The 21,385-nt window shown below is 63.3% G+C and carries 19 protein-coding genes; 16 read left to right on the top strand and 3 right to left on the bottom strand.

Annotated elements, in window-relative coordinates; genetic code table 11:
• Positions 1 to 105: 105 nt before the first annotated feature.
• Both xdhA and uraH read right to left on the bottom strand, forming a co-directional pair.
• On the bottom strand, positions 106 to 1,587 hold the full coding sequence (xdhA, locus tag EOB80_RS16155) for a xanthine dehydrogenase small subunit (RefSeq protein WP_127328583.1): 1,482 nt from the start codon (positions 1,585 to 1,587) through the stop codon (positions 106 to 108).
• Between the two features lie 3 nt (positions 1,588 to 1,590).
• Positions 1,591 to 1,965 carry a hydroxyisourate hydrolase gene (gene uraH / locus EOB80_RS16150; RefSeq protein WP_127328582.1) on the bottom strand — a complete coding sequence of 125 codons (375 nt, stop codon included), beginning with the start codon at positions 1,963 to 1,965 and terminating at the stop codon, positions 1,591 to 1,593.
• A gap of 202 nt (positions 1,966 to 2,167) precedes the next feature.
• Between uraH and puuE the strand changes: the two genes are divergently transcribed.
• From puuE to EOB80_RS16080, 14 genes are all read left to right on the top strand, one after another.
• Complete coding sequence (gene puuE / locus EOB80_RS16145; protein WP_127328581.1) at positions 2,168 to 3,586, top strand: allantoinase PuuE; 1,419 nt, start codon at positions 2,168 to 2,170, stop codon at positions 3,584 to 3,586.
• A gap of 10 nt (positions 3,587 to 3,596) precedes the next feature.
• A complete protein-coding gene (locus EOB80_RS16140) occupies positions 3,597 to 4,460 on the top strand; it encodes a bifunctional allantoicase/(S)-ureidoglycine aminohydrolase (RefSeq protein WP_127328580.1) in 864 nt (287 codons plus the stop codon).
• The gene (locus tag EOB80_RS16135) at positions 4,457 to 4,948 is read left to right on the top strand and encodes an ureidoglycolate lyase (RefSeq protein ID WP_127328579.1); all 492 of its coding nucleotides are present in this window, start codon (positions 4,457 to 4,459) and stop codon (positions 4,946 to 4,948) included. The genes EOB80_RS16140 and EOB80_RS16135 overlap by 4 nt, the downstream gene beginning before the upstream one ends.
• Before the next feature lie 67 nt (positions 4,949 to 5,015).
• Positions 5,016 to 5,609, top strand: coding sequence for a nucleoside deaminase (locus EOB80_RS16130; protein ID WP_127328578.1), 594 nt, complete (start codon positions 5,016 to 5,018; stop codon positions 5,607 to 5,609).
• Positions 5,610 to 5,691: 82 nt separating this feature from the next.
• Positions 5,692 to 7,677: a CocE/NonD family hydrolase gene (locus EOB80_RS16125; protein WP_127328577.1), complete on the top strand. Its 1,986-nt coding sequence runs from the start codon at positions 5,692 to 5,694 to the stop codon at positions 7,675 to 7,677.
• 154 nt (positions 7,678 to 7,831) lie between these two features.
• Positions 7,832 to 9,418 (top strand): ABC transporter substrate-binding protein, encoded by a 1,587-nt coding sequence (locus EOB80_RS16120; protein WP_127328576.1) that lies wholly within the window; start codon positions 7,832 to 7,834, stop codon positions 9,416 to 9,418.
• Between the two features lie 16 nt (positions 9,419 to 9,434).
• Positions 9,435 to 10,394 carry an ABC transporter permease gene (locus EOB80_RS16115; RefSeq protein WP_127289704.1) on the top strand — a complete coding sequence of 320 codons (960 nt, stop codon included), beginning with the start codon at positions 9,435 to 9,437 and terminating at the stop codon, positions 10,392 to 10,394.
• A 9-nt stretch (positions 10,395 to 10,403) separates the two neighbouring features.
• Positions 10,404 to 11,228, top strand: a complete 825-nt coding sequence (locus EOB80_RS16110; RefSeq protein ID WP_127268157.1) for an ABC transporter permease — start codon at positions 10,404 to 10,406, stop codon at positions 11,226 to 11,228.
• The gene (locus tag EOB80_RS16105) at positions 11,228 to 12,883 is read left to right on the top strand and encodes an ABC transporter ATP-binding protein (RefSeq protein ID WP_127268158.1); all 1,656 of its coding nucleotides are present in this window, start codon (positions 11,228 to 11,230) and stop codon (positions 12,881 to 12,883) included. Before EOB80_RS16110 ends, EOB80_RS16105 begins: the two co-directional genes overlap by 1 nt.
• 182 nt (positions 12,884 to 13,065) lie before the next feature.
• Positions 13,066 to 14,655 carry an ABC transporter substrate-binding protein gene (locus EOB80_RS16100; RefSeq protein ID WP_127268159.1) on the top strand — a complete coding sequence of 530 codons (1,590 nt, stop codon included), beginning with the start codon at positions 13,066 to 13,068 and terminating at the stop codon, positions 14,653 to 14,655.
• Positions 14,656 to 14,741: 86 nt separating this feature from the next.
• The gene (locus tag EOB80_RS16095; protein ID WP_164762628.1) at positions 14,742 to 15,593 is read left to right on the top strand and encodes an alkaline phosphatase family protein; all 852 of its coding nucleotides are present in this window, start codon (positions 14,742 to 14,744) and stop codon (positions 15,591 to 15,593) included.
• A 168-nt stretch (positions 15,594 to 15,761) separates the two neighbouring features.
• Positions 15,762 to 16,328, top strand: coding sequence for a sigma-70 family RNA polymerase sigma factor (locus EOB80_RS16090; RefSeq protein WP_127268161.1), 567 nt, complete (start codon positions 15,762 to 15,764; stop codon positions 16,326 to 16,328).
• Complete coding sequence (locus EOB80_RS16085) at positions 16,325 to 16,993, top strand: anti-sigma factor (RefSeq protein WP_127328575.1); 669 nt, start codon at positions 16,325 to 16,327, stop codon at positions 16,991 to 16,993. Before EOB80_RS16090 ends, EOB80_RS16085 begins: the two co-directional genes overlap by 4 nt.
• On the top strand, positions 16,983 to 18,413 hold the full coding sequence (locus EOB80_RS16080) for a S8 family serine peptidase (protein ID WP_127328574.1): 1,431 nt from the start codon (positions 16,983 to 16,985) through the stop codon (positions 18,411 to 18,413). Before EOB80_RS16085 ends, EOB80_RS16080 begins: the two co-directional genes overlap by 11 nt.
• An 11-nt stretch (positions 18,414 to 18,424) precedes the next feature.
• Here EOB80_RS16080 and EOB80_RS16075 read toward each other — a convergent pair whose 3' ends face one another.
• Entirely contained in the window at positions 18,425 to 18,919 is a 495-nt protein-coding gene (locus EOB80_RS16075; protein ID WP_127328573.1) for a hypothetical protein, read from the bottom strand.
• A 134-nt stretch (positions 18,920 to 19,053) separates the two neighbouring features.
• Here EOB80_RS16075 and EOB80_RS16070 point away from each other — a divergent pair, with 134 nt between their 5' ends.
• Positions 19,054 to 19,962, top strand: a complete 909-nt coding sequence (locus EOB80_RS16070; protein WP_127328572.1) for a LysR family transcriptional regulator — start codon at positions 19,054 to 19,056, stop codon at positions 19,960 to 19,962.
• 164 nt (positions 19,963 to 20,126) lie between these two features.
• Positions 20,127 to 21,371 carry an NAD(P)-binding domain-containing protein gene (locus EOB80_RS16065; protein ID WP_127328571.1) on the top strand — a complete coding sequence of 415 codons (1,245 nt, stop codon included), beginning with the start codon at positions 20,127 to 20,129 and terminating at the stop codon, positions 21,369 to 21,371.
• Positions 21,372 to 21,385 lie beyond the last annotated feature (14 nt).

Genomic DNA, 21,385 nt, shown 5'->3' with positions numbered 1-21,385 from the left:
GACGGCGCCGCCCCTCATCTGCCTGCCGGCATCTTCTCCCCGTGAACGGGGAGAAGGACGCTACTCGCGACCGTTCGGCTGTTTGTTCACTGGCATTGGTGCTCATCATGCCGCCTCGTTGCGTGACACTTGGAATGGTGCCCGGGTATCCGTGGTCTCGGCAAAGAAGCGCAACAGCAGGTTCTTTGCCGCTAGCGCCCGATACTCGGCCGAGGCCCGCATGTCGGTCAGAGGGGTGAAATCCCTGTCATATTCGGCCATCGCTGCCTCAACCGTCTGTTCGGTCCACGGCTTGCCGAGCAGCGCTTTTTCGACAGAAGACGCCCGCTTCGGCGTCGCCGCCATGCCGCCATAGGCAATGCGCACCTCCGCGACCGTGCCATCGCTGGCCAGCGTCAAGAAGAAGGCGCCGAGGGTTGCGGTAATGTCTTCGTCGCGGCGCTTGGTGATTTTGTGGACGGCGAATTTCGTGCCCTTGGCCGGAACCGGAACGTGCACGGCCTCGACGAATTCGCCCGGCTGCCGGTCCTGCTTGCCATAGGCGATGAAGAAATCCTCCAGCGCGATCGTGCGCTGCTTCTTGCCACGGCGCAGCGTCAGTTGCGCGCCGAGCGCTATCAAGGGCGGCGGCGTGTCGCCGATCGGCGAGCCGTTGGCGATGTTGCCGCCGATGGTGCCCATGTTGCGCACCTGTTCGCCGCCGATGCGATCGAACAACGGCCCCAGCGCCGGGATACGCTTCGCCAATGTCGCGAAGGCGTCAGTGTAGGTGACGCCCGCGCCGATCGAAATGATGCCGTTTTCTTCCGAGATGGTGCAAAGTCCGTCGAGATTGCCGATGAAAATGGCCGGCGAAATATCGCGCATGTGCTTGGTGACCCAGAGGCCGACATCGGTCGAGCCGGCAACGATGGTGGCGTTGGGGTCCTTGTCCAGCACGGCGGCGAAATCATCGACATTGGCCGGCACGACCAGCCACGCCTTGGCCGAACCGATCTCGACCCGGGCGCCGTCATGCATGGCCTCGAGCCTCTCGGTGATCGCCTTGCGCTCCGCGGCCAGCGGATCCTTCGCCGCCTTGCCGTAGCTGGAGATGGCATGCGCGGCGCGCATGATCGCCTCGTAGCCGGTGCAGCGGCAGAGATTGCCTTGCAAAGCCTTTTCGATATCCGCATTCGAAGCGTCAGGCGACTTCATCCACAGGCCATACAGCGACATGACGAAGCCCGGCGTGCAGAAGCCGCATTGCGAGCCGTGGAAATCGACCACCGCCTGCTGCACCGGGTGCAATTGGCCGGGTGAACCACGCAGATGCTCGACGGTCACGACATGGCTGCCGTCGAGCGAGCCGAGGAAGCGGATGCAGGCATTGACGCTTTCATAGACCAGCCCGCCGGCCGAGAGCTTGCCGACCAACACGGTGCAGGCGCCGCAATCACCCTCGGCGCAGCCTTCCTTGGTGCCGCGCAGCGACCGCTCTAGCCGCAGCCAGTCGAGCAGGGTCGCGTCGGGTGCCACCGACGAAAGCGCGATGTCCCTGCCGTTGAGGATGAAGCGGATTTCTTTGCGGATGCTGATTTTGGCCATGCCTCAGCTCCCCCTGTATGTCGAGTAGCCGTAAGGCGAGACCAGCAGTGGCACATGATAGTGCACGGGCTCGGCCATGCCGAAGCGGATCGGTATCACATCGAGAAAGGCCGGTTTCGGCAGGCTCGACCCCTGCTGGCGCAGATAGTCGCCGGCGGCGAAGACCAGTTCGTATTCACCGGTGCGGAACTCCGCGCCGGCGAGCAGCGGCTTGTCGCAACGGCCGTCGGCATTGGTGACAACGGTCTTCAAATGTGTCCGTGCCTTGCCGTCGAGGTGATAAAGCGCGATCGACAGTCCCGCCGCCGGCTTGCCGGTCGCCGTGTCGAGGACATGGGTCGTCAGACGCCCGCCATCGGCATTCGACGTTTCTGCCATTGGCCGCCTCCATTTCCGGTACGAGCGAATTGGCCCGGTACGATCAAGTATCAACAGTGAATTGTGCGCCAATTAAAGGCGATGCATAAGTCCCGGTCGAGCGGAGTGCGACAAAAACACTTTCAAAAATTTTCGGGGGAATGCGAGAGGCACCCTTTCGATATCCTGATCATACTTCGGGCCATGCCCGGCGAGAGGGACGATGCGTTACTGCAGAGACATGCGCGGCTATGGAGCCAATCCGCCGGACCCGAAATGGCCTGGCGGGGCACATGTCGCCGTGCAGTTCGTCGTCAACTACGAGGAAGGCGGCGAGAACTGCGTGCTGCATGGCGACAAGGCGTCTGAAGCCTTCCTGTCGGAAATCGTCGGCGCGGCACCCTGGATGGGCCAGCGTCACTGGAACATGGAATCCATCTACGAATACGGTGCCCGCGCCGGCTTTTGGCGGCTGCTGCGGCTGTTCACCGAGTCGCAAGTGCCGATCACCTGCTACGGCGTCGCCACCGCACTCGCCCGTTCGCCGGATCAGGTGGCGGCCATGCAGGAAGCCGGCTGGGAGATCGCCTCGCACGGGCTGAGATGGATCGACTACCGCGACCACAGCGCCGAGGATGAGCGCCGCGACCTCGAGGCGGCGATCAAGCTGCATTACGAAGTGACCGGCGCGCGCCCGACCGGCTGGTATACGGGTCGCACATCGATCAACACAGTGCGGATTGTGGCAGAAGAAGGCGGTTTCGACTATGTGTCGGACACCTATGACGACGAGCTGCCCTACTGGTTCGAGCATGAGGGCGGCGCGCAGCTCATCATTCCCTATACGCTCGACGCCAACGACATGCGCTTCGCCACGCCGCAGGGCTTCAACTCGGGCGACCAGTTCTTTGCCTATTTGAAGGACAGCTTCGACACGCTCTATGCCGAGGGCAAGGCCGGCCGGCCACGCATGATGAACATCGGCCTGCATTGCCGCCTCGTCGGGCGGCCGGGCCGGGTGGCGGCGCTGAAGCGCTTCGTCGACTATGTGAAGTCGCACGACAAGGTCTGGCTGGCGAGGCGCATCGACATCGCCAAACACTGGCAGGAGGTCAATCCTTATCAGCCGGCGGCACTCAGACCATCGAAGATGGAATTCGAGACCTTCGTCCACACTTTCGGCGGCGTGTTCGAGCATTCGCCCTGGATCGCCGAACGCGCCTACGAACTGGAACTGGGGCCGGCGCATGACACTTCAGGCGGCCTGCACAATGCGCTTTGCCGCATCTTCCGGTCCGCCAGCGAAACCGAGCGGCTTTCGGTGCTCAACGCCCATCCCGACCTTGCCGGCAAGCTGGCCAAGGCCAAACGGCTGACGGCGGAATCGACCAGGGAACAGGCCTCGGCCGGCCTCGACGCGCTGACCGACAAGGAGCGCGAACTGTTTTCCAAGCTCAACGCCGCCTACGTCACCACCTTCGGCTTCCCCTTCATCATCGCGGTGAAGGGCAAGACGAAGGAGGAAATCCTGGCGGAGTTCGAGGCGCGCATCGGCAACAATCGCGGCGTTGAATTCGAGACCGCCTGCAAACAGGTCGAGCGCATCGCACTGCTCCGCCTCAAGGACATGCTTCCGCAATAGGTTTGAACCCATGGATACGATCAGGATGCCCGAGCGAACCTATTACGCACCACATGGCGGCCTCCCCGGCCAGAGCGAGCTTCTGACCGGTCGCGCCGTCTTCACCCAGGCCTATGCCGTCATTCCTCGGGGTGTGATGCAGGATATCGTCACCAGTGCCTTGCCGTTCTGGGACGAGACCCGCGTCTGGATATTGTCGCGACCGCTGTCGGGTTTTGCCGAGACGTTCTCGCAATACATAGTCGAGGTTGCGCCAGGCGGCGGCAGCGACCGGCCGGAACCCGATGCCGGTGCCGAAGGCGCGCTGTTCGTGGTCGAAGGCGAACTGACGGTTCTGCTTGCCGGCAAGAAGCATGTCTTGCGGCCCGGCGGCTTTGCCTTCCTGCCGCCGGCCAGCGGCTGGATGGTTCGCAACGAAAGCAGGGCCGACGTGCGCTTCCACTGGATTCGCAAGGCTTACGAGGCGGTCGACGGTCTCGATGTGCCGGAAGCCTTTTTCGCCAACGAACAGGAGATCGCGCCGACGCCGATGCCCGGCACCGAGGGCCGCTGGGCGACGACGCGTTTCGTCGATCCAGCCGATTTGCGCCACGACATGCACATGACCATCGTCACGCTTGAACCGGGTGCGGTCATTCCCTTCGCCGAGACCCATGTCATGGAGCATGGGCTCTATGTGCTGGAGGGCAAGGCGGTCTATCGCCTCAACCAGGACTGGGTCGAGGTCGAGGCCGGCGACTATATGTGGCTGCGCGCCTTCTGCCCGCAGGCCTGCTATGCGGGCGGCCCGGGCAAATTCCGCTATCTGCTCTACAAGGACGTCAACCGGCACGCCAAGCTCGGCGGCGCCGGTTTCCCTGGGCGGACGCCGTGACGCGGATCATTGCGCGGCCACTGACCCGCGAGAGCTTTGCTCCGTTCGGCGACGTCATCGATATGGGCGGCGACAACCACTACCCGATCAATGGCGGCAGGGCCGAACGCTATCACGATCTGGCGACCGCTGAGGCGACCGGACTGAACGCCCGCGTGCTGATCTCGATGGTGCGCGGCACGCCTTACGAACTGCCGTTGAAGCTGAGCATGGTCGAGCGCCACCCGTTTGGCAGCCAGGCCTTCATTCCGCTGTCGCCGCGCCCCTTTCTGGTCGTCGTCTGCCATGATGGCGAGCAAGGGCCTGATGAGCCGCATGCCTTCATCACCGCACCCGGACAAGGCATCAATTACCGGCGCAATCTCTGGCATGGCGTCCTGACGCCGCTCGGCGAGCCTCAGGATTTCCTGATCGTCGACCGTGGCGGCGACGGCTCCAATCTCGAAGAGTTCCATTTCCCGCACACCTACGAGATCCATCTCCCTTAATTTTTTGTGCGTGTCGTTACCCCAAACCCGGGGGCACTTTGGGCGACATGCGGCAGGAGACCCCCTGATGACGGATATTTCGCTGATCGACCGCCTGCTCGACGTTATCGAGCACGACATCGTCCCGAAGACGGCCGACGGCGTTACCCATGGCAACAAGCTGTTCGGCGCCGCGATCCTGCGCAAGGACGACCGGTCGCTGGTGCTGGCCGAAACCAACAACGAGATGGAAAACCCGCTCTGGCACGGCGAGGTGCACTGCCTGAAGCGCTTCTACGAAATGCCCAGGGCTGAGCGCGTCGATACGAAGGACGCCATCTTCATCGCCACGCATGAGCCCTGCTCGCTGTGCCTGTCGGCGATCACCTGGACCGGCTTCGACAATTTCTACTATCTGTTCAGCCACGAGGATTCGCGCGACAGTTTTGCTATCCCGCACGACCTAAAGATCCTGAAAGAGGTCTTCACCCTCGATCCCGGCGGCTACAACGCCGAGAATGCCTATTGGAAGAGCTTTTCCATACGTCGGTTGGTGCGAGCTTTGCCCGAAGCCGAGCGGCAACGGCTGGAAACACGTATCGGCGCGATTTCGGCGCGCTACGATGAGTTGTCCGGCGTCTATCAGGCGAATAAGGACGATAACGACATTCCGCTGAATTGACGCGGATTGACCAGCCGAATTCGTTGGCTGGCCCACGACGCGACCCCACCGGCTCCATCATCTGGCGATCCTGGAGCATGCCATGAAAACAGTCACCGAATTTTCCCGCAAGGTCGTCGAATTCCCGGACATGGGGATCGTCATGCCGGACGGCTGCCGGCTCTCGGCGCGGGTGTGGATGCCGGAGGATGCGGGCGACGATCCGGTGCCGGCGATCCTCGAACACCTGCCCTACCGCAAGCGCGACGGCACCATCTTTCGCGATCAGCTGACGCATCCCTATTTCGCCGGCCACGGCTACGCCTCGATCCGCGTCGACATGCGCGGCAATGGCGATTCCGAAGGGCTGATGGACGACGAATATTCCGAGCAGGAATTGCAGGACGCCTGCGACGTCATCGCCTGGGCGGCAAGCCAGCCCTGGTGCAACGGCAATGTCGGCATGATGGGCATTTCCTGGGGCGGCTTCAACTGCCTGCAGGTGGCGGCCAAGCAGCCGCCGTCGCTGAAAGCCGTGATCAGCCTATGCTCGACCGTCGACCGCTATGCCGACGACATCCACTACAAGGGCGGCTGCCTGCTGATCGAGAACTTCGGCTGGGCCTCGACCATGCTGTCCTACTCGTCGCGGCCACCGGACCCGCTGCTGGCCGGCGACAACAGATGGCGCGATCTGTGGCTGACCCGGCTGGAGAACCAATCCTTCCTGGCGCCGCTGTGGCTGAAACACCAGCACCGTGATGCCTACTGGAAGCGCGGCTCGATCTGCGAGGATTTCTCCGCCGTCAAAGCCGCGGTGCTGTCGATCGGCGGCTGGCATGACGGCTACCGCAACACGGTCTCGCATCTGGCCAGCAACATCGAAGCCCCGGTCAAGGGCATTATCGGGCCATGGATCCACAAATACCCGCACTACGCAGGACCAAAACCCGCCATCGGCTTCCTGCAGGAGGCTCTGCGCTGGTGGGACCGCTGGTTGAAGGGTGTCGACACCGGTGTCGAGTCCGACCCGGCCTACCGCGCCTATGTCATGGACAGCGTGCGCCCAGCGCGCTGGCACCCCGAGCGGCCTGGCCGCTGGGTGGCGGAGCAGGAATGGCCATCGTCCAACATCAAGACGCAGACGGTCGATCTGATCCCCGCAACGGAAAAACCCGCCATCGTGGCCTCGCCGCAAAGCTGCGGCCTGGCCGGCGGCGAGTATTTTCCTTTCACCTTCGGCCCCGAACTGCCTGGCGATCAGCGCCCCGACGATGCCCTGTCGGCGTGTTTCGACCAGCCGGAACTCAGCGAGCCGATCGACATCGTCGGCGCCCCGGAGGTCGAGCTGCAGCTATCCTCTGATCGTCCGCAGGCCAACATCGCGGTCCGGCTTTGCGATGTGCATCCCGACGGCGCCTCGGAGTTGATCTCCTATGGCGTACTCAATCTGACGCACCGCAATTCGCACGAATTTCCGGAGGCGCTGGTGCCGGGTGAAACCGTGTCTGCGCGCGTAGTGCTCGATCAATGCGCCTACCGCGTGCCTGCCGGCCACCACCTGCGCGTTGCCGTTTCGAACGCCTATTGGCCTGCCATCTGGCCGTCGCCGGAGCCGGTCCGGCTGACCTTGTCGGCGGCGACGCTCCGCTTGCCGCTGCGGCCGCTGGCGACAGACGACGAAGCGGCGTTCGCCGAGCCGGAAGGTGCCACTCCCTGGGCAACGGAGACGATCCGCGCCAGCAATTCCGAGCGCCATATCGATCGTGACGAAAAGACAGGAATCGTGACGCTTTCCATCGTTGATGATTTCGGCGAGGTGCGCGATCTCGCTCATGGCCTGGCCAATGGCAGCATCGCCCGCGAGACTTGGACGATCCACCCCGATGATCCGCTGTCGGCCTCGGGGAAGACGCACTGGACGCAGACCCTGTCGCGAAACGGATGGTCGGTACGCACCGAAACGACAGCCGAAATGCGGTCGGACGCGCAAAACTTCATCGTCAGCGCCAGAATCGAGGCCTATGAGGACGAAACGCTCGTCTTCGAGCGCAATTTCGAGGAGAAGGTGCCGCGCGCGCTTCTTTGAGCACCGAGTTCATTGGTCCAATTGCGACGTACGATTTACGCCACGGCATGTCGCATTCGGTCTTGCTTACCGCTTTCCCTTGCGGTCATTATTCTCCTCACAAGAAATAAGAAAAGCGACCGCAGAGTCGAACCAACAGAGTGAGGAACTCAAAATGTCGAACGAACTGGAATTTCTTAGCCGGCGTGTCGCGTCGGGCAAACTGAGCCGTCGTGATTTTCTCGGCCGGGCGGCGGCGCTCGGTATCTCCGCGCCCTTCGCCAACTCGCTGCTTTCAAGCGCTGCACGCGCGGCAGGTCCGGTCAAGGGCGGTACACTGAAAGCCGGACTTGTCGGCGGCGAGTCCACCAACAGCCTTGATCCGGCACTGTTCATGACTCAGGTGCCGTTCGCCTTCGGCAAGATGTGGGGCGAATTGATCGTCGAGCTTTCGCCGGAAGGCAAGCTCGAGAACCGCATCGCCGAGGAGATCGGCTCGTCGGACGACGCCAAGGTGTGGACGCTGAAGATCCGCGACGGCGTCGAATTCCACAACGGCAAGACGGTGACCGCCGAGGATGTGGCCGCCACACTTGAGCGCCATTCCGACGAGAAGTCGAAATCCGGCGCGCTCGGCTACATGAAGGGCATCGAGACCATCAAGGCCAGCGGCAAGGAAGTCGTGCTGACCCTGAAGGAAGCCAATGCCGATCTGCCATATTTGCTCAGCGACTATCACCTGATCGTCCAACCGAATGGCGGCAAGGACAAGGCCGACGCAGGCATCTCGGCCGGTCCTTACAAGATCACGACCAATGAGCCCGGCGTGCGCCATGGCGGCGAGCGTTTCGCCAATTACTGGCAGGGCGACAAGATGGGCCACGCCGACCGAATCGAGATCATCGTCATCAACGATGCGACGGCGCGCACGGCCGCCCTGCAGGGCGGCCAGGTCAATATGATCAACCGCGTCGAGCCAAAGATCGTCGATCTGATCAAGCGCCTGCCGGGCGTCACCATCCGCAACCACGCGGGTCCCGGCCACTACGTGTTCATCATGCATTGCAACACGGCGCCGTTCGACAACGCCGATTTGCGCATGGCACTGAAGCTGGCCATCGACCGCGAGGAAATGCTGGACAAGATCCTGCGCGGCTACGGCTCGCTCGGCAACGACTTCCCGATCAATGCGTCCTATCCGCTGTTTACCGAGATCGAGCAGCGCAAGTACGATCCCGACAAGGCCAAGTTCCACTTCAAGAAGTCGGGCTATGATGGCGCCGTCCTGCTGCGCACCTCGGACGTCGCTTTCCCGGGCGCCGTCGATGCTTCCCAGCTCTTCCAGCAGAGCGCTGCCAAGGCCGGCATCAAAATCGAGCTCAAGCGTGAGCCCGGCGACGGCTATTGGAACGAGGTCTGGAACAAGCAGCCCTTCTGCGCTTCCTACTGGGGCGGCCGCTCGACCCAGGACCAGATGTACTCCACCGCTTATCTGTCGACCGCCGACTGGAACGACACGCGTTTCAAGCGCCCGGACTTCGACAAAATGGTGCTGGCCGCGCGCGCCGAACTCGACGAGACCAAGCGCAAGCAGATGTACCATGACATGGCTGTCCTGGTACGAGACGAGGGCGGCCTGATCCTGCCGATGTTCAACCAGTTCATCGACGCTACCGGCGCCAAGGTCGGCGGCTGGGTCGATGATCCGCATCAGGAGCTGATGAACGGCTACGCGCTGGCGAAGTGCTGGCTCGAAGCCTGAGCTTGGCCTTGCGGACATGTCCTCACCCATCTTGAAACTGGTGGCCCAGCGCGTTGCGCTGGGCATTCTCCTCTTGTTGGCCGTTTCGGTCCTGATCTTCGCTGGCACCCAGATCCTGCCCGGCGATGTCGCGCAAGCCATTCTCGGACAATCGGCGACACCGGAGTCGCTCGCCAATCTGCGCGAGCAGCTCGGCCTCAACGATCCGGCCTATATCAGGTATTTCCGCTGGCTCGGCGGTGTGCTGACCGGCGATCTCGGCACGGCCATGTCGAGCGGGCAGGATATCGCCACGTCGATCAAGGGACGGCTGTGGAACACGCTGTTTCTCGCCTTCTGGGCGGCGATCGTCGCCGTGCCGCTGGCGATCATTCTCGGCCTGATCGCGGTGCGCTACCGCAATGGCTGGGTCGACAAGCTGATCTCCGGGCTGGCGCTGGCCTCGACCTCCTTTCCCGAGTTCTTCATCGGCTATGTGCTGGTCTATTTCTTCGCCGTGAAATGGCAAATCTTCCCGGGCATCTCGACCGTCTATGACGGCATGCCTTTTGGCGAGCGCATGCAGGCGATCGCTCTGCCGGCGGCCGCGCTGACGCTGGTCGTGCTCGCCCACATGATGCGCATGACACGCGCGGCGATCCTCAATGTCATGCAGTCGGCCTATGTCGAGACGGCGGAACTGAAGGGCCTGTCGGCCTTCAACGTCATCCGCAAGCACGCCTTCCCCAATGCCATCGCGCCGATCATCAACGTCGTCATGCTCAACCTCGCCTACCTGATCGTTGGCGTCGTCGTGGTCGAGGTGATCTTCGTCTATCCGGGCATGGGGCAGTATCTGGTCGACCACGTCACCAAACGCGACGTGCCGGTGGTGCAGGCGGTCGGCCTGATCTTCGCCGCCGTTTATATCAGCCTGAATATCATTGCGGACATAGCGGCGATCGTCGCCAATCCGCGTCTCAGACATCCGAAATAGGGGGCGGATATGCTCGATATCAAACGCATCCCCCTCCCCGCGCTGATCGGGATCGTGCTGACGGCATTGTTCGTGCTGGCGGCGATCTTCGCCCCCTGGATCGCGCCGCACGGCAATGGCGAAATCGTCGGCGACGTCTGGGAACCGATGTCGGCTGCCCATTTGCTGGGCACCGATAATCTCGGCCGCGATCTTCTGTCTCGCATGATCTACGGCGCCCGCATCACTTTGTTCATCGCGGTGCTGGCCACCGCACTGTCATTCTCGCTCGGCGCCATCCTCGGCTTCTCGGCGGCCGTCTTCGGCGGCTGGTTCGACACGCTGCTGTCGCGCCTCGTCGATCTCTTGATGTCGATCCCGACGCTGATCATGGGTCTCGTCGTGCTGTCAGTGCTGCCGACCAATCTGGTGACGCTGATCCTGGTGATGGGCATTCTGGATTCGACCCGCGTCTATCGCCTGTCGCGCGCGGTCGCCGTCGACATCAACGTCATGGACTATGTCGAGGCGGCGAAATTGCGTGGTGAGGGCAGCGGCTGGATCATCTTCCGCGAGATCCTTCCCAACGCATTGTCGCCGCTGGTTTCGGAACTCGGCCTGCGCTTCATCTACGCCGTGCTGTTCCTGTCGACGCTGTCGTTCCTCGGCCTTGGCGTGCAGCCACCGGACGCCGACTGGGGCGGCATGGTCAAGGAAAACAAGGACGGCATCGTCTTCGGCATCGCGGCCGCGCTTATCCCGGCGGCGGCGATCGCCCTGTTGGCGATTTCCGTCAACCTGGTTGCCGACTGGGTGCTCAACCGGACGACCAGCCTCAAGGGAGGACGCGGGTGATGGCCGACACCAAAGCGAAATCAGGCCTGCTGCTCGACATCCGCAACCTGCGCATCGAAGCCACCGTCTTCCCGCCCGGCGAGCCGCCAAAGAACATCGTGTTGGTGCACGATGTCTCGCTGACGCTTGAAAAAGGCAAGGTGCTCGGCCTGATCGGCGAGTCCGGCGCCGGCAAGTCGACCATCGGCCTGTCGTCGATGGGCTATGGCCGCGGCGGCGTGCGCATCACCGGCGGCGAGGTGATCCTGAACGGCCGCGACATCCTCAAGGGCGGCAAGGACGGCTTCCGCAAATTACGCGGCCGCGAGGTCTGCTATGTCGCGCAATCGGCGGCAGCCGCCTTCAACCCGGCGCACCGGCTGATGGACCAGGTGGTGGAAGCCACGCTGCTGCACGGTACGGCAACGCGGGCCGAGGCCGAGAAGCGCGCGGTTGCGCTGTTCAAGAAGCTCAGCCTGCCGAACCCTGAAACCATCGGCGAGCGCTTTCCGCACCAGGTTTCGGGTGGCCAGTTGCAGCGCGTGATGACGGCGATGGCGCTGTGCTCCGAGCCGGACCTGATCGTCTTCGACGAGCCGACAACGGCGCTCGACGTGACGACGCAGATCGACGTGCTGGCGGCGATCAAGGATGCCATCCGCGACACCCATGTCGCTGCGCTCTACATCACCCACGACCTTGCCGTCGTCGCCCAGGTCTCAGACGAGATCATGGTGCTGCGCCATGGAAGGCTGGTCGAATGGGGCGGCACAAGGCAGATCATCAAGGAGCCGCGCCAGGAATACACCAATGCGCTGGTCTCGGTGCATGAGATCGAACACCAGGAGCAGAAGCCCGGCACGTCGCCTTTCCTGTCGGTGAAGAACGTCACCGCCGCCTATGGCCGCAGCGACATCAAGGTGCTGAAGAACGTCTCGGTCGACATCTATCCGGGTCAGACGCTGGCCGTGGTCGGCGAGTCCGGCTCCGGCAAGTCGACGCTGGCACGCGCCATCACTGGCCTGCTGCCGCCCGAACAGGGCACCGTCACCTTCGACGGACGTCCGCTGGCCAACAGGCTGGCCGACCGGCCGAAGGAGGATTTGCGCCAGTTGCAGATGATCTACCAGATGGCCGACGTGGCGATGAACCCGCGCCAGACCGTCGGCACCATCATCGGCCGGCCGCTCGAATTCTATTTCGGCATACGCGGCCGCGAGCGCGACAGGCGCGTCGCCGAACTGCTCGACAAGATCGAAATGGGCAAAGGCTTTTCCGACCGCTACCCGGCCGAACTTTCCGGCGGCCAGAAACAGCGTGTCTGCATTGCCCGATCGCTTGCCGCCAAGCCGAAGCTGATCATCTGCGACGAGGTGACCTCTGCGCTCGATCCGCTGGTCGCCAACGGCATCCTCAAGCTGCTGCTGGAGTTGCAGAAGGAGGAGAACGTCGCCTATCTGTTCATCACGCACGACCTCGCCACTGTGAAGTCGATCGCCGATTCGATCGCGGTTATGTATCGCGGCGAGGTGGTGCGCTACGGCCCCAAGAGCCAGGTGCTAAGCCCGCCCTTCGACGCCTACACCGACCTGCTGCTCTCCTCGGTTCCAGAGATGGAAATCGGCTGGCTGGAAAAGGCAATCAAGGGACGGCGCATGGCCAGCGCGGGCAACTAAAGCAATTCGGGGAAACTGGAACCGGTTCTCCCAGAAGAAGCGCATGGCGCTTCCCCTGGGAATTGCACCAGACCAAGCCGCCACATGGGGCGCCGGCGACCGTCATCCGGATGCAACACAAGAGCGCCAAACGTCCTTCGGGACGAGCGCTGCTCGCACGACTTTTAAAACAGGGGTAGGACATGAAGACTGAACTCGATTATCTCGCCGAACTCGCCGGTCAAGGCCGGATATCGCGCCGCGCCTTTCTTGGGCGCGCCGCCGCGCTCGGCGTATCGGCGGCCCTGATGCCGGCGCTGGCCGGCAAGGCATTTGCCCAGACGGCGGTGAAGGGCGGTATCATCAAGGCCGGTCTGCAGGGCGGTGAATCCACCAACAGCCTCGATCCGGCGCTGAACCTCAGCCAGGTTACCTTCAGCTTCGGCAAGCTTTGGGGCGAGTATCTCGTGCGCCTCACCCCGGACAACAAGCTGGTCAACCTGATTGCCGAGGAGATTGGCGCCTCGGCCGACGCCAAGACATGGACAATCAAGATCCGCGACGGCATCGAGTTCCACAATGGCAAGACGGTCGGCGCGGAGGATGTTGCTGCCACCATCGAGCGCCATGCGGACGAGAAGTCCAAGTCCGGAGCACTCGGCATCCTCAAGAACATCAAGGGGATCAAGGCGAGCGGCAAGGAGGTCATCGTCACGCTCGGCGACGCCGATGCCGACTTCCCCTATCTGATGGCCGACTACCATCTCACCATCCAGCCGAATGGCGGCAAGGACGATCCGAACGCCGGCATCAGCGCCGGTCCCTATAAGGTTAGCGTCAACCAGCCCGGCGTGCGCCATGGCGGCGAGCGCTTCGCCAATTACTGGCTGGGCGACAAGGCCGGCCATGCCGACCAGGTCGAGATCATCGTCATCAATGACGCGACCGCACGGCTTGCCGCCCTGCAGGGCGGCCAGGTGCACATGATCAACCGCGTCGAGCCGAAGGTCGTCGATCTGGTCAAGCGCATCGCGGGCGTCTCCATCGAGAACGTCTCGGGCAAGGGCTACTATCCGTTCAACATGTTCTGCGACACCGCCCCCTTCGACAGCAACGATCTGCGGATGGCGCTGAAGCTTGCCATGGACCGCGACGAGATGCTGGAAAAGATCCTGCGCGGCTATGGCTCGGTGGGTAACGACTTCCCGATCAACGAGGCCTATCCGCTGTTTTCCGCCGACATCGAGCAGCGCAAGTTCGATCCGGACAAGGCGGCGGCAGCCTACAAGAAATCCGGCCACAGCGGCTCGATCGTGCTGCGCACCTCGGACGTCGCCTTCCCGGGCGCCGTCGATGCCGCACAGCTCTATCAGCAGTCCTGCGCCAAAGCCGGCATCAAGATCGAGATCAAGCGCGAGCCCGGCGACGGCTACTGGTCGGAGGTCTGGAACAAGCAGCCTTTCTCGCTCTCCTACTGGGGCGGACGCGCCACGCAGGACCAGATGTATTCCACCGGCTATGTCTCGACCGCCGACTGGAACGACACGCGCTTCAAGCGGCCGGAATTCGACAAGATGCTGTTTACCGCGCGAGGCGAGCTCGACCAGGCCAAGCGCCAGGCAATCTACCACGACATGGCAGTGATGATGCGTGACGAAGGCGGGCTGATCGTGCCCTTCTTCAACCAGTTCATCGACGCGGCCGCCACCAGCAAGATCGGCGGCTATGCCAAGAGCCCTATCGGCGAAATGATGGACGGCTACGCGCTTGCCGAGTGCTGGCTCAACGCTTGAGCGGACTCTGATCGTCCGATTTCATCTATCAAGAACGCCGTGTGCCCAAGACGGCACACGGCGTTCCCGTTTCAACCGCCAACCGCATGGAGCAGCCCGTGGCGCTCAAGTCCAAGCTTCTGCTGATCATCCTCGACGGCGTGCCTTACCGGAACTGGCGCCGGCTGATGGGCAATCTCGAAGGCTGGGTGCAATCGGGCGAGGCGCGCGTCTGGAAGATGCGCTCGGTGCTGCCGTCGACCTCGGCCTGCTGCTATGCGTCGATCCACACCGGGGTCTCACCGCAGGTGCACGGGATTCTCTCCAACGAGAACCGGTTCCGCGTCGAGCAGCCCGATATCTTCTCCGAAGTCAGCAAGGCAGGCGGCAAGACGGGGGCGGTGACCCATTCCTACTGGTCGGAATTCTTCCGCGCCTATCCGTTCGACGTGGTCGAGGACATGGAGTTCGACGAGCCAGGCGGGCCGATCACGCATGGCCGCTTCCACACCATGACCGGTTACAATCTTCGCAACCAGATGACGCCGAGCGATGTCGACCTGTTCGCGACGCTGACGATGCTGACGAAACGCCATGGCATCGACTACGGCATCCTGCACACCTGCACGCTGGACTCGATGGGACACCGCTTCGGCCACGACTGCCACGAGATGGACCATGCCGTCTATGCGATGGACGGGATGCTGGCCGCCTTCCTGCCGCGCTGGATCGAAGCCGGCTATGAGGTGATCGTCACCGCCGATCACGGCCAGACCGATCGTGGCCATCATGGCGGCCATGACGACGAGATGCAGGATTTCGCGCTGTACTATTTTGGACAAGGTAAGGGTCCGCAGGCCGACACGCTGCTCGACCAGCTGCAGCTGGCGCCGACAGTGCTGAGCCGGCTGGGTGTGGCAATACCGGAGACGATGAAGGCTAAATCTTTCTTGGAGTGAGCGGGCGCGCAGAACTCTTCCCTTCCCCCCTTGTGGGGGAAGGAAAGACCCTGCCTCTGGCAACACTTCCTTACTTCGGTTAGCCTCCGCAAAATTCCTTGGCGGAGGATGAACCTTTTTGGACCGATCAGCGACAGAGCAGACAGGAGCCAGGCGGCTCGACCGGCCATGACGGCAGCGACGGAGACCGATCGCGCTCTCGTCGACCGGGTCGCGAAGGGCGACCGTGCCGCCGTGCGGCTCCTGTTCATGCGTCACCACGCGCGGGTCTACCGCTTCGTGGCGCGCCAGACGGGATCGGAAATGATGGCCGACGATATCGCCAACGAAGTCTTCCTCGAGCTATGGCGCCAGGCGCCCGGCTTCGAAGGGCGTTCCGAAGTCTCGACATGGCTGCTCGGCATCGCCCGTTTCAAGGCGCTGTCCTTTCTGCGCAAGAAGAAGGAAGACTGGATCGACGACGAGGCCGCCGCCGCGGTGCCCGACGGCGCCGACACGCCGGAAGTCGTCACCATGAAGGAAGACAAGGCCGCCGCCCTGCGGCGCTTCGTCGACACCTTGCCCGAAGAGCATCGCGTGGTCATCGATCTTGCCTATTATCACGGACAATCGGTGAGCGAGATCGGCGAGGTGCTCGACATTCCGGTCGCCACCGTCAAGACCCGGATGTTCTACGCCCGCAAGAAACTCGGAGAGGCCCTCAAGGCCGCCGGTTACGACAGGGGGTGGCCATGAGCGCCGCTGAAAAGATGTCTCGCCGCGACGAAATGGAAACGCTGCTGCCGTTCTACCTGAACGGCTCGCTGGAAGGTTCCGACCTGGAAGCGGTCGAGGAATGGCTGGCCAGCGATCCGGCCGCACTTGCCGCCCTTGGCGAGGCTGAAGCCGAATTCTCCGGCGCCACGGCCGCCAACGAAGCAATCCGGCCGCCGGCCGATGCGCTCAGCCGCTTTGCCAAGGCACTCGACGCCGAGGCCGGGCCTGCGCGCAAGCCGGCAGGATCGTCCTGGCTGGCGCAGGCCTGGGGCCGCTTCATGGCGGTGCCGGTCGGTGTCGCCTGGGCGGCAGCCGCGGTTCTGCTGGCTCTGGTCATGGTGCAGTCGTTTGTCGAACCCGGCGGCAAGGGCAATGATTTCGAGATTGCCGGCGCGGAAAACGATCCGGCGAAAATGCCGTTCGCGCTGGTCAAGTTCAAGCCGGATGCCAAGATGTCGGACATTTCCGCCTTCCTCGGCAGCAACGGGCTGAAGATCATCGGCGGACCGACCGCCGACGGCGTGTTCCGGCTTGGCATTCCGGCCGCGACAGCTGCCGACTACAACAAGCAAATCGGCCTTGTTGCCGCCCAGGCTTTCACGGAAACTGTGATCGAGGGAAGGAAACCCGTTGATGGCGGCTGAGGCGGTCATTCGATTTGCGGCAGTGCTTGCGACGGCGATGGCAATCGTCGTGCCCGCGTCGGCGCAGACCAACGACCCCAATCCAGACCAGACGAAAATCGACTGCCGCAACGGGACCAACGCGGCGGGCGCCGATTGCGCCAAGGATGGCAATGACACAAAGAGCGGATCGGACGCAGGCCAATCCGGCGCCGTCTTCCTGCCGGCGCTGATCGTCGACCTGTTTCCCAACCCGGCGGCGTCTCCAACACCGGTACCGACGCCCCGGCCGGCGCCCGCAACGCCGCCGGCCGATACTCAAGCCGGCCCCCCGCCCGGTGGCCCGATCGTCTCGCCGACCGATCTTATTGCCGTTCAGCCGCCGCGCGCGGTGGTTGGCGATTTCGTGCCCGACGAGGTGCTGGTGACCGTCGACGGCGATGCCGGCGCTGTCCAGCAGATCGCCGCCTCCTTCGGCCTGCAGGTGCGCTCGCAGCGCCAGTCGCTTCTGCTTGGCACCACGCTGGTGCGCTTCGGCATTCCCGACGGCCGGCCCGTCGGCGTCGTGCTGGCGCAACTGGCCGCCGACGGCCGCACCCAGCGGCGCGAGCCCAACCATGTCTATTCGCTGCAGCAGGCCGCCGGCATCGTCAACTATGCGTTCGATCGTATCGCGCTCGATTCCAAACAGGCCAGCGGCGAAAACGTCCGCATCGCGGTGATCGACACCGGCATCGACGACACCAACCCGGCGCTGTCGGGCGTCATTGCCGGGCAGTTCGACGCCATGCCCGACGTGCCGATCGAAAAGCGCGATCACGGCACCTCGATCGACGGGCTGATCGCCGGCGTCGGCGTGCTGGAAGGCATGGCGCCGGGCGCAAAGATCTATCACGCCCGCGCCTTCGAGGGCGGCAAGTCGACCATGGACGTCATCCTGTCGGCGCTCGACTGGGCGGCGGAACAGGACGTGCGCATCATCAATATGAGCTTCGTCGGGCCGAAGAACGATTTGCTCGGCGTCGCCTGCCGCAATGCCCGCGCGCTCGGCATGGTGCTGGTCGCCGCAGCCGGCAACAACGGGCCGAAGGCGCCCTATGGCTATCCGGCGGCCTTCGATGGTGTCATCGCAGTCACCGCCACCGATGCCAAGGACGGGCTGATGCCGCAGGCCAATCGCGGCGCCTATGTCTTCATCTCGGCACCCGGCGTCGAGATGGTGGCGCCGAGCGGCGCTGGCTCGGATGTGGTCACAGGCACCTCATTCGCGGCGGCGATCGTGAGCGGCGCCATCGCCAATCTCATCCATGCGGCGCCCGGCCGAACGGCGGACGACATCGAGAAGGCGCTCGCGGCCACGGCCAGGGATCTCGGCCCCAAGGGACGCGACGATGATTTCGGCTACGGTCTGCTGGACATCAGGGCGGCGGCAAAGGATTAGTCTGCGACAGGTCAAGTCGCGGCTTGCGGAGGACGCACCACAAAATAGAGCGCGACGGTGTGCGTGATCATCAGCAGCGGCACGTAAATGATCGGGATCGCGTAGGTGGCGCCCAGTTCGCCCGCACGCTGGGGAAGGCCGACCTGGATGGCGTGGTAATAGTCTACGACGAGGTCGACAGTCCCGACCAGATTGAAGGCAACGACGAGCGCCCAGAAGATCCGAGGTATCCTTGCCGTGACCAGCGCCAGCATGGCCAGCACTCCTGTTATGAGGTCGCCGTAGGCAGCAAACACGGCAAAGCCGGCAGGCAAATCGGGGCCGACGACACCCGGAACGAGGAAGACCAGCCCGAAGAAGCGGAAGCTGTGCAGAGTGGCGACAGCGCGTTGCGTCGCGACCCGGTCCATAGACCTGAGCCACGGCAAACCGTATACGGCGAAGCAAAGCAGCCACGCGACATAGCCCAGAACAAGATGGATTTGGAACACGACCTCGGTTGACATCTGGCCTCTCTCGAAACTGGTTCATGCGACCTCCGACACCGCGTGAGACGCAGGGCAGCCCTTGGCGGACGACCTTGACCGACCTACTAAGCCCGCTTCCATAATTCGACCATCCGCTGTAATCACAACAACCCATGAAGCAGAACTACACAGTCCGGCACGGAGCGCTGGAGGGCGTCGAGGCATTCCTGGCCGTCGCCAGGCACCGCAACTTCCGCCGCGCCGCAGCGGAACTCGGCGTGACACCGTCCGCCGTGAGCCAGGCGGTGCGCGCGCTGGAAACACGCATGGGTGCGGCGTTGTTCGTTCGCACAACGCGGAGTGTCGGCTTGAGCGAGCCTGGCCAACGGTTCCTCGACCGTGCCGGCCCTGCTTTCGAAGAACTTGTGGCGGCCGGCGAGGCGGTGCGTGACATCGGCCGGCGGCCGACCGGTCTGCTGCGCCTGTCCGTACCCCGCGCCGTCGTGCCCTTGATCCTGGAGCCGATGATCGCGTCGTTCTGCCGGGCCTATCCCGAGATCGAACTGGAGATCGCCGCGAGCGACGAGATGGTCGATCTCGCGGCCGGCGGGTTCGATGCCGGTATCCGTCTTGGCCAGTTCATCGCGGTCGACATGGTCGCGGTGCGGCTAACCCCGTCATTTTCCTTCGTGGTCGTCGGCAGCCCTGACTATCTCAAACGCCATGGCCGCCCCGAATGCGTCGATGATTTGCGCAACCACGCCTGCCTGCGCTTGCGCCGTTCGAATGGCGCCATTGCTCCCTGGGCTTTCGTCGACGGCAACGAGGCGATCGAGGCGATGCTCTCAGGCCCGCTGATTGCGCACGATTATCCGACATTGCTCGGGGCCGCGATGCGGGGCGTCGGGCTGGCGCAGACGCCTCGACCAATCGCTGAAGGTCCGATAGCCGAAGGTAAACTCGAACCGGTGCTGGACGGCATCGCCGCCACGACGCCGGGCGTCTTCCTGTATCATCCCGGCAAGCGCCAAGTCCTGCCGAAGCTGCGCGCCTTCATCGACCACCTCAAATCCGCGGCGTGAGATATCGGAATCCAGCCCCTTGCGGTGGCCTCCCCACTGCCGGCGTCGGGCGAGATTTTGATCGTGGCGTGAGCCGACAGAACTGCTATCTTGCCCTCGCACCTTCGGGGAGACTATGCGGACGCCATTTTTGGGCGACATGCACTAGCATCGGGATTGCGGCAATGACGAGTAACGCCAATGTCCTCGATGCGGTGGTCGTCGGGGCCGGCTGGGCCGGCCTGGGCATCAGCCATTCGCTGGCACGGCGGGGCCTAAGCCACAGGATACTGGAGAGAGGCCGCATCGGAGAGACCTGGCGCACACAGCGGTGGGACTCTTTCCGGATGAATACCCCCAACGTGCAGACCGTGATGCCAGGCGACTGCTATGACGGTTCGGATCCGTCCGGTACCCTGACGCGCGACGAATTCGTCGCACTCCTCGAAGATTTCGCCAAGCGGCACAGCCTCCCTGTCGAACAGGATACTGCCGTGACCGAACTCGCCAGTGGACACAATAATGGCGAATATAGGCTAACCACTTCACGCGGCACAGTTTTGGCGCGGAACGTGGTGATCGCAAGCGGCGACCTGAATTGTCCGGTGCGCCCAATTTGGGCCGGTTCGCTGCCGCCCGGCCTCTGCCAGATCAATGCTTCCGATTACCGCAGCGCCGCCGATCTCGCTGATGGAGCGGTGCTGGTTGTCGGAGGCGGCCAGTCGGGTGGCCAGATCGCAGAGGACTTGGCAGAAGCAGGCCGAACGGTCTTCCTTGCCACAAGCCGGGTTGGAAGACTCTCTCGGAGCTACCGAGGTCGCCACATTATGATGTGGCTGGTCGAGAGCGGGTTTCTCGACGTGCGTCGAGAGGAGATAATCCGTCTTGCGGAACGCATTCCGGCTCGTGGTCTGCTTGGGGCAGAACGCACCATTAGCCTCCAAGCGCTCAGCGCCCGAGGTATCGTGCTGCTGGGCCGGTTCGCAGGCGTCGAGGAAGGCGGCCGCCTCTCGTTCGCCGACGATCTCGAAGCCCATATTCGTTTTGCGGATGAAGCCTCCGCCAACGTCAAACGCTATATCGACGAATATATCAGTCGCTCCGGAATCGATGCTCCCGTTTCGGAACCCGATCCTGCGGAGACTGTCGCGGCATATCTGCCGGACCCGACTATTCGTTCTCTTGATGTTGCCGTGTCCGGCATAACGACCGTGGTGTGGTGTACTGGCTTCCGGGGTGATTTCAGTTGGGTGAACCTCCCTGGGGTGCTCGACTCGCAGGGACGGCCCGTTCATGAGGATGGCGTGGCTGCGCAGCCAGGTATCTACTTCGCCGGCTTAGATTTCGCCTCCACGCGCAAATCGGGCATAATATTAGCGATTGCCGAGGAGGCGCACCGCCTTGTCGAACACATCGTCGGGCGTTCGTGACGGACTGGACACAG

It is taken from the genome of Mesorhizobium sp. M7A.F.Ca.MR.245.00.0.0, from assembly GCF_003997415.1.
Classification (GTDB): Bacteria; Pseudomonadota; Alphaproteobacteria; order Rhizobiales; family Rhizobiaceae; genus Mesorhizobium.
This window is presented reverse-complemented; position numbering and strand designations above follow the sequence as displayed.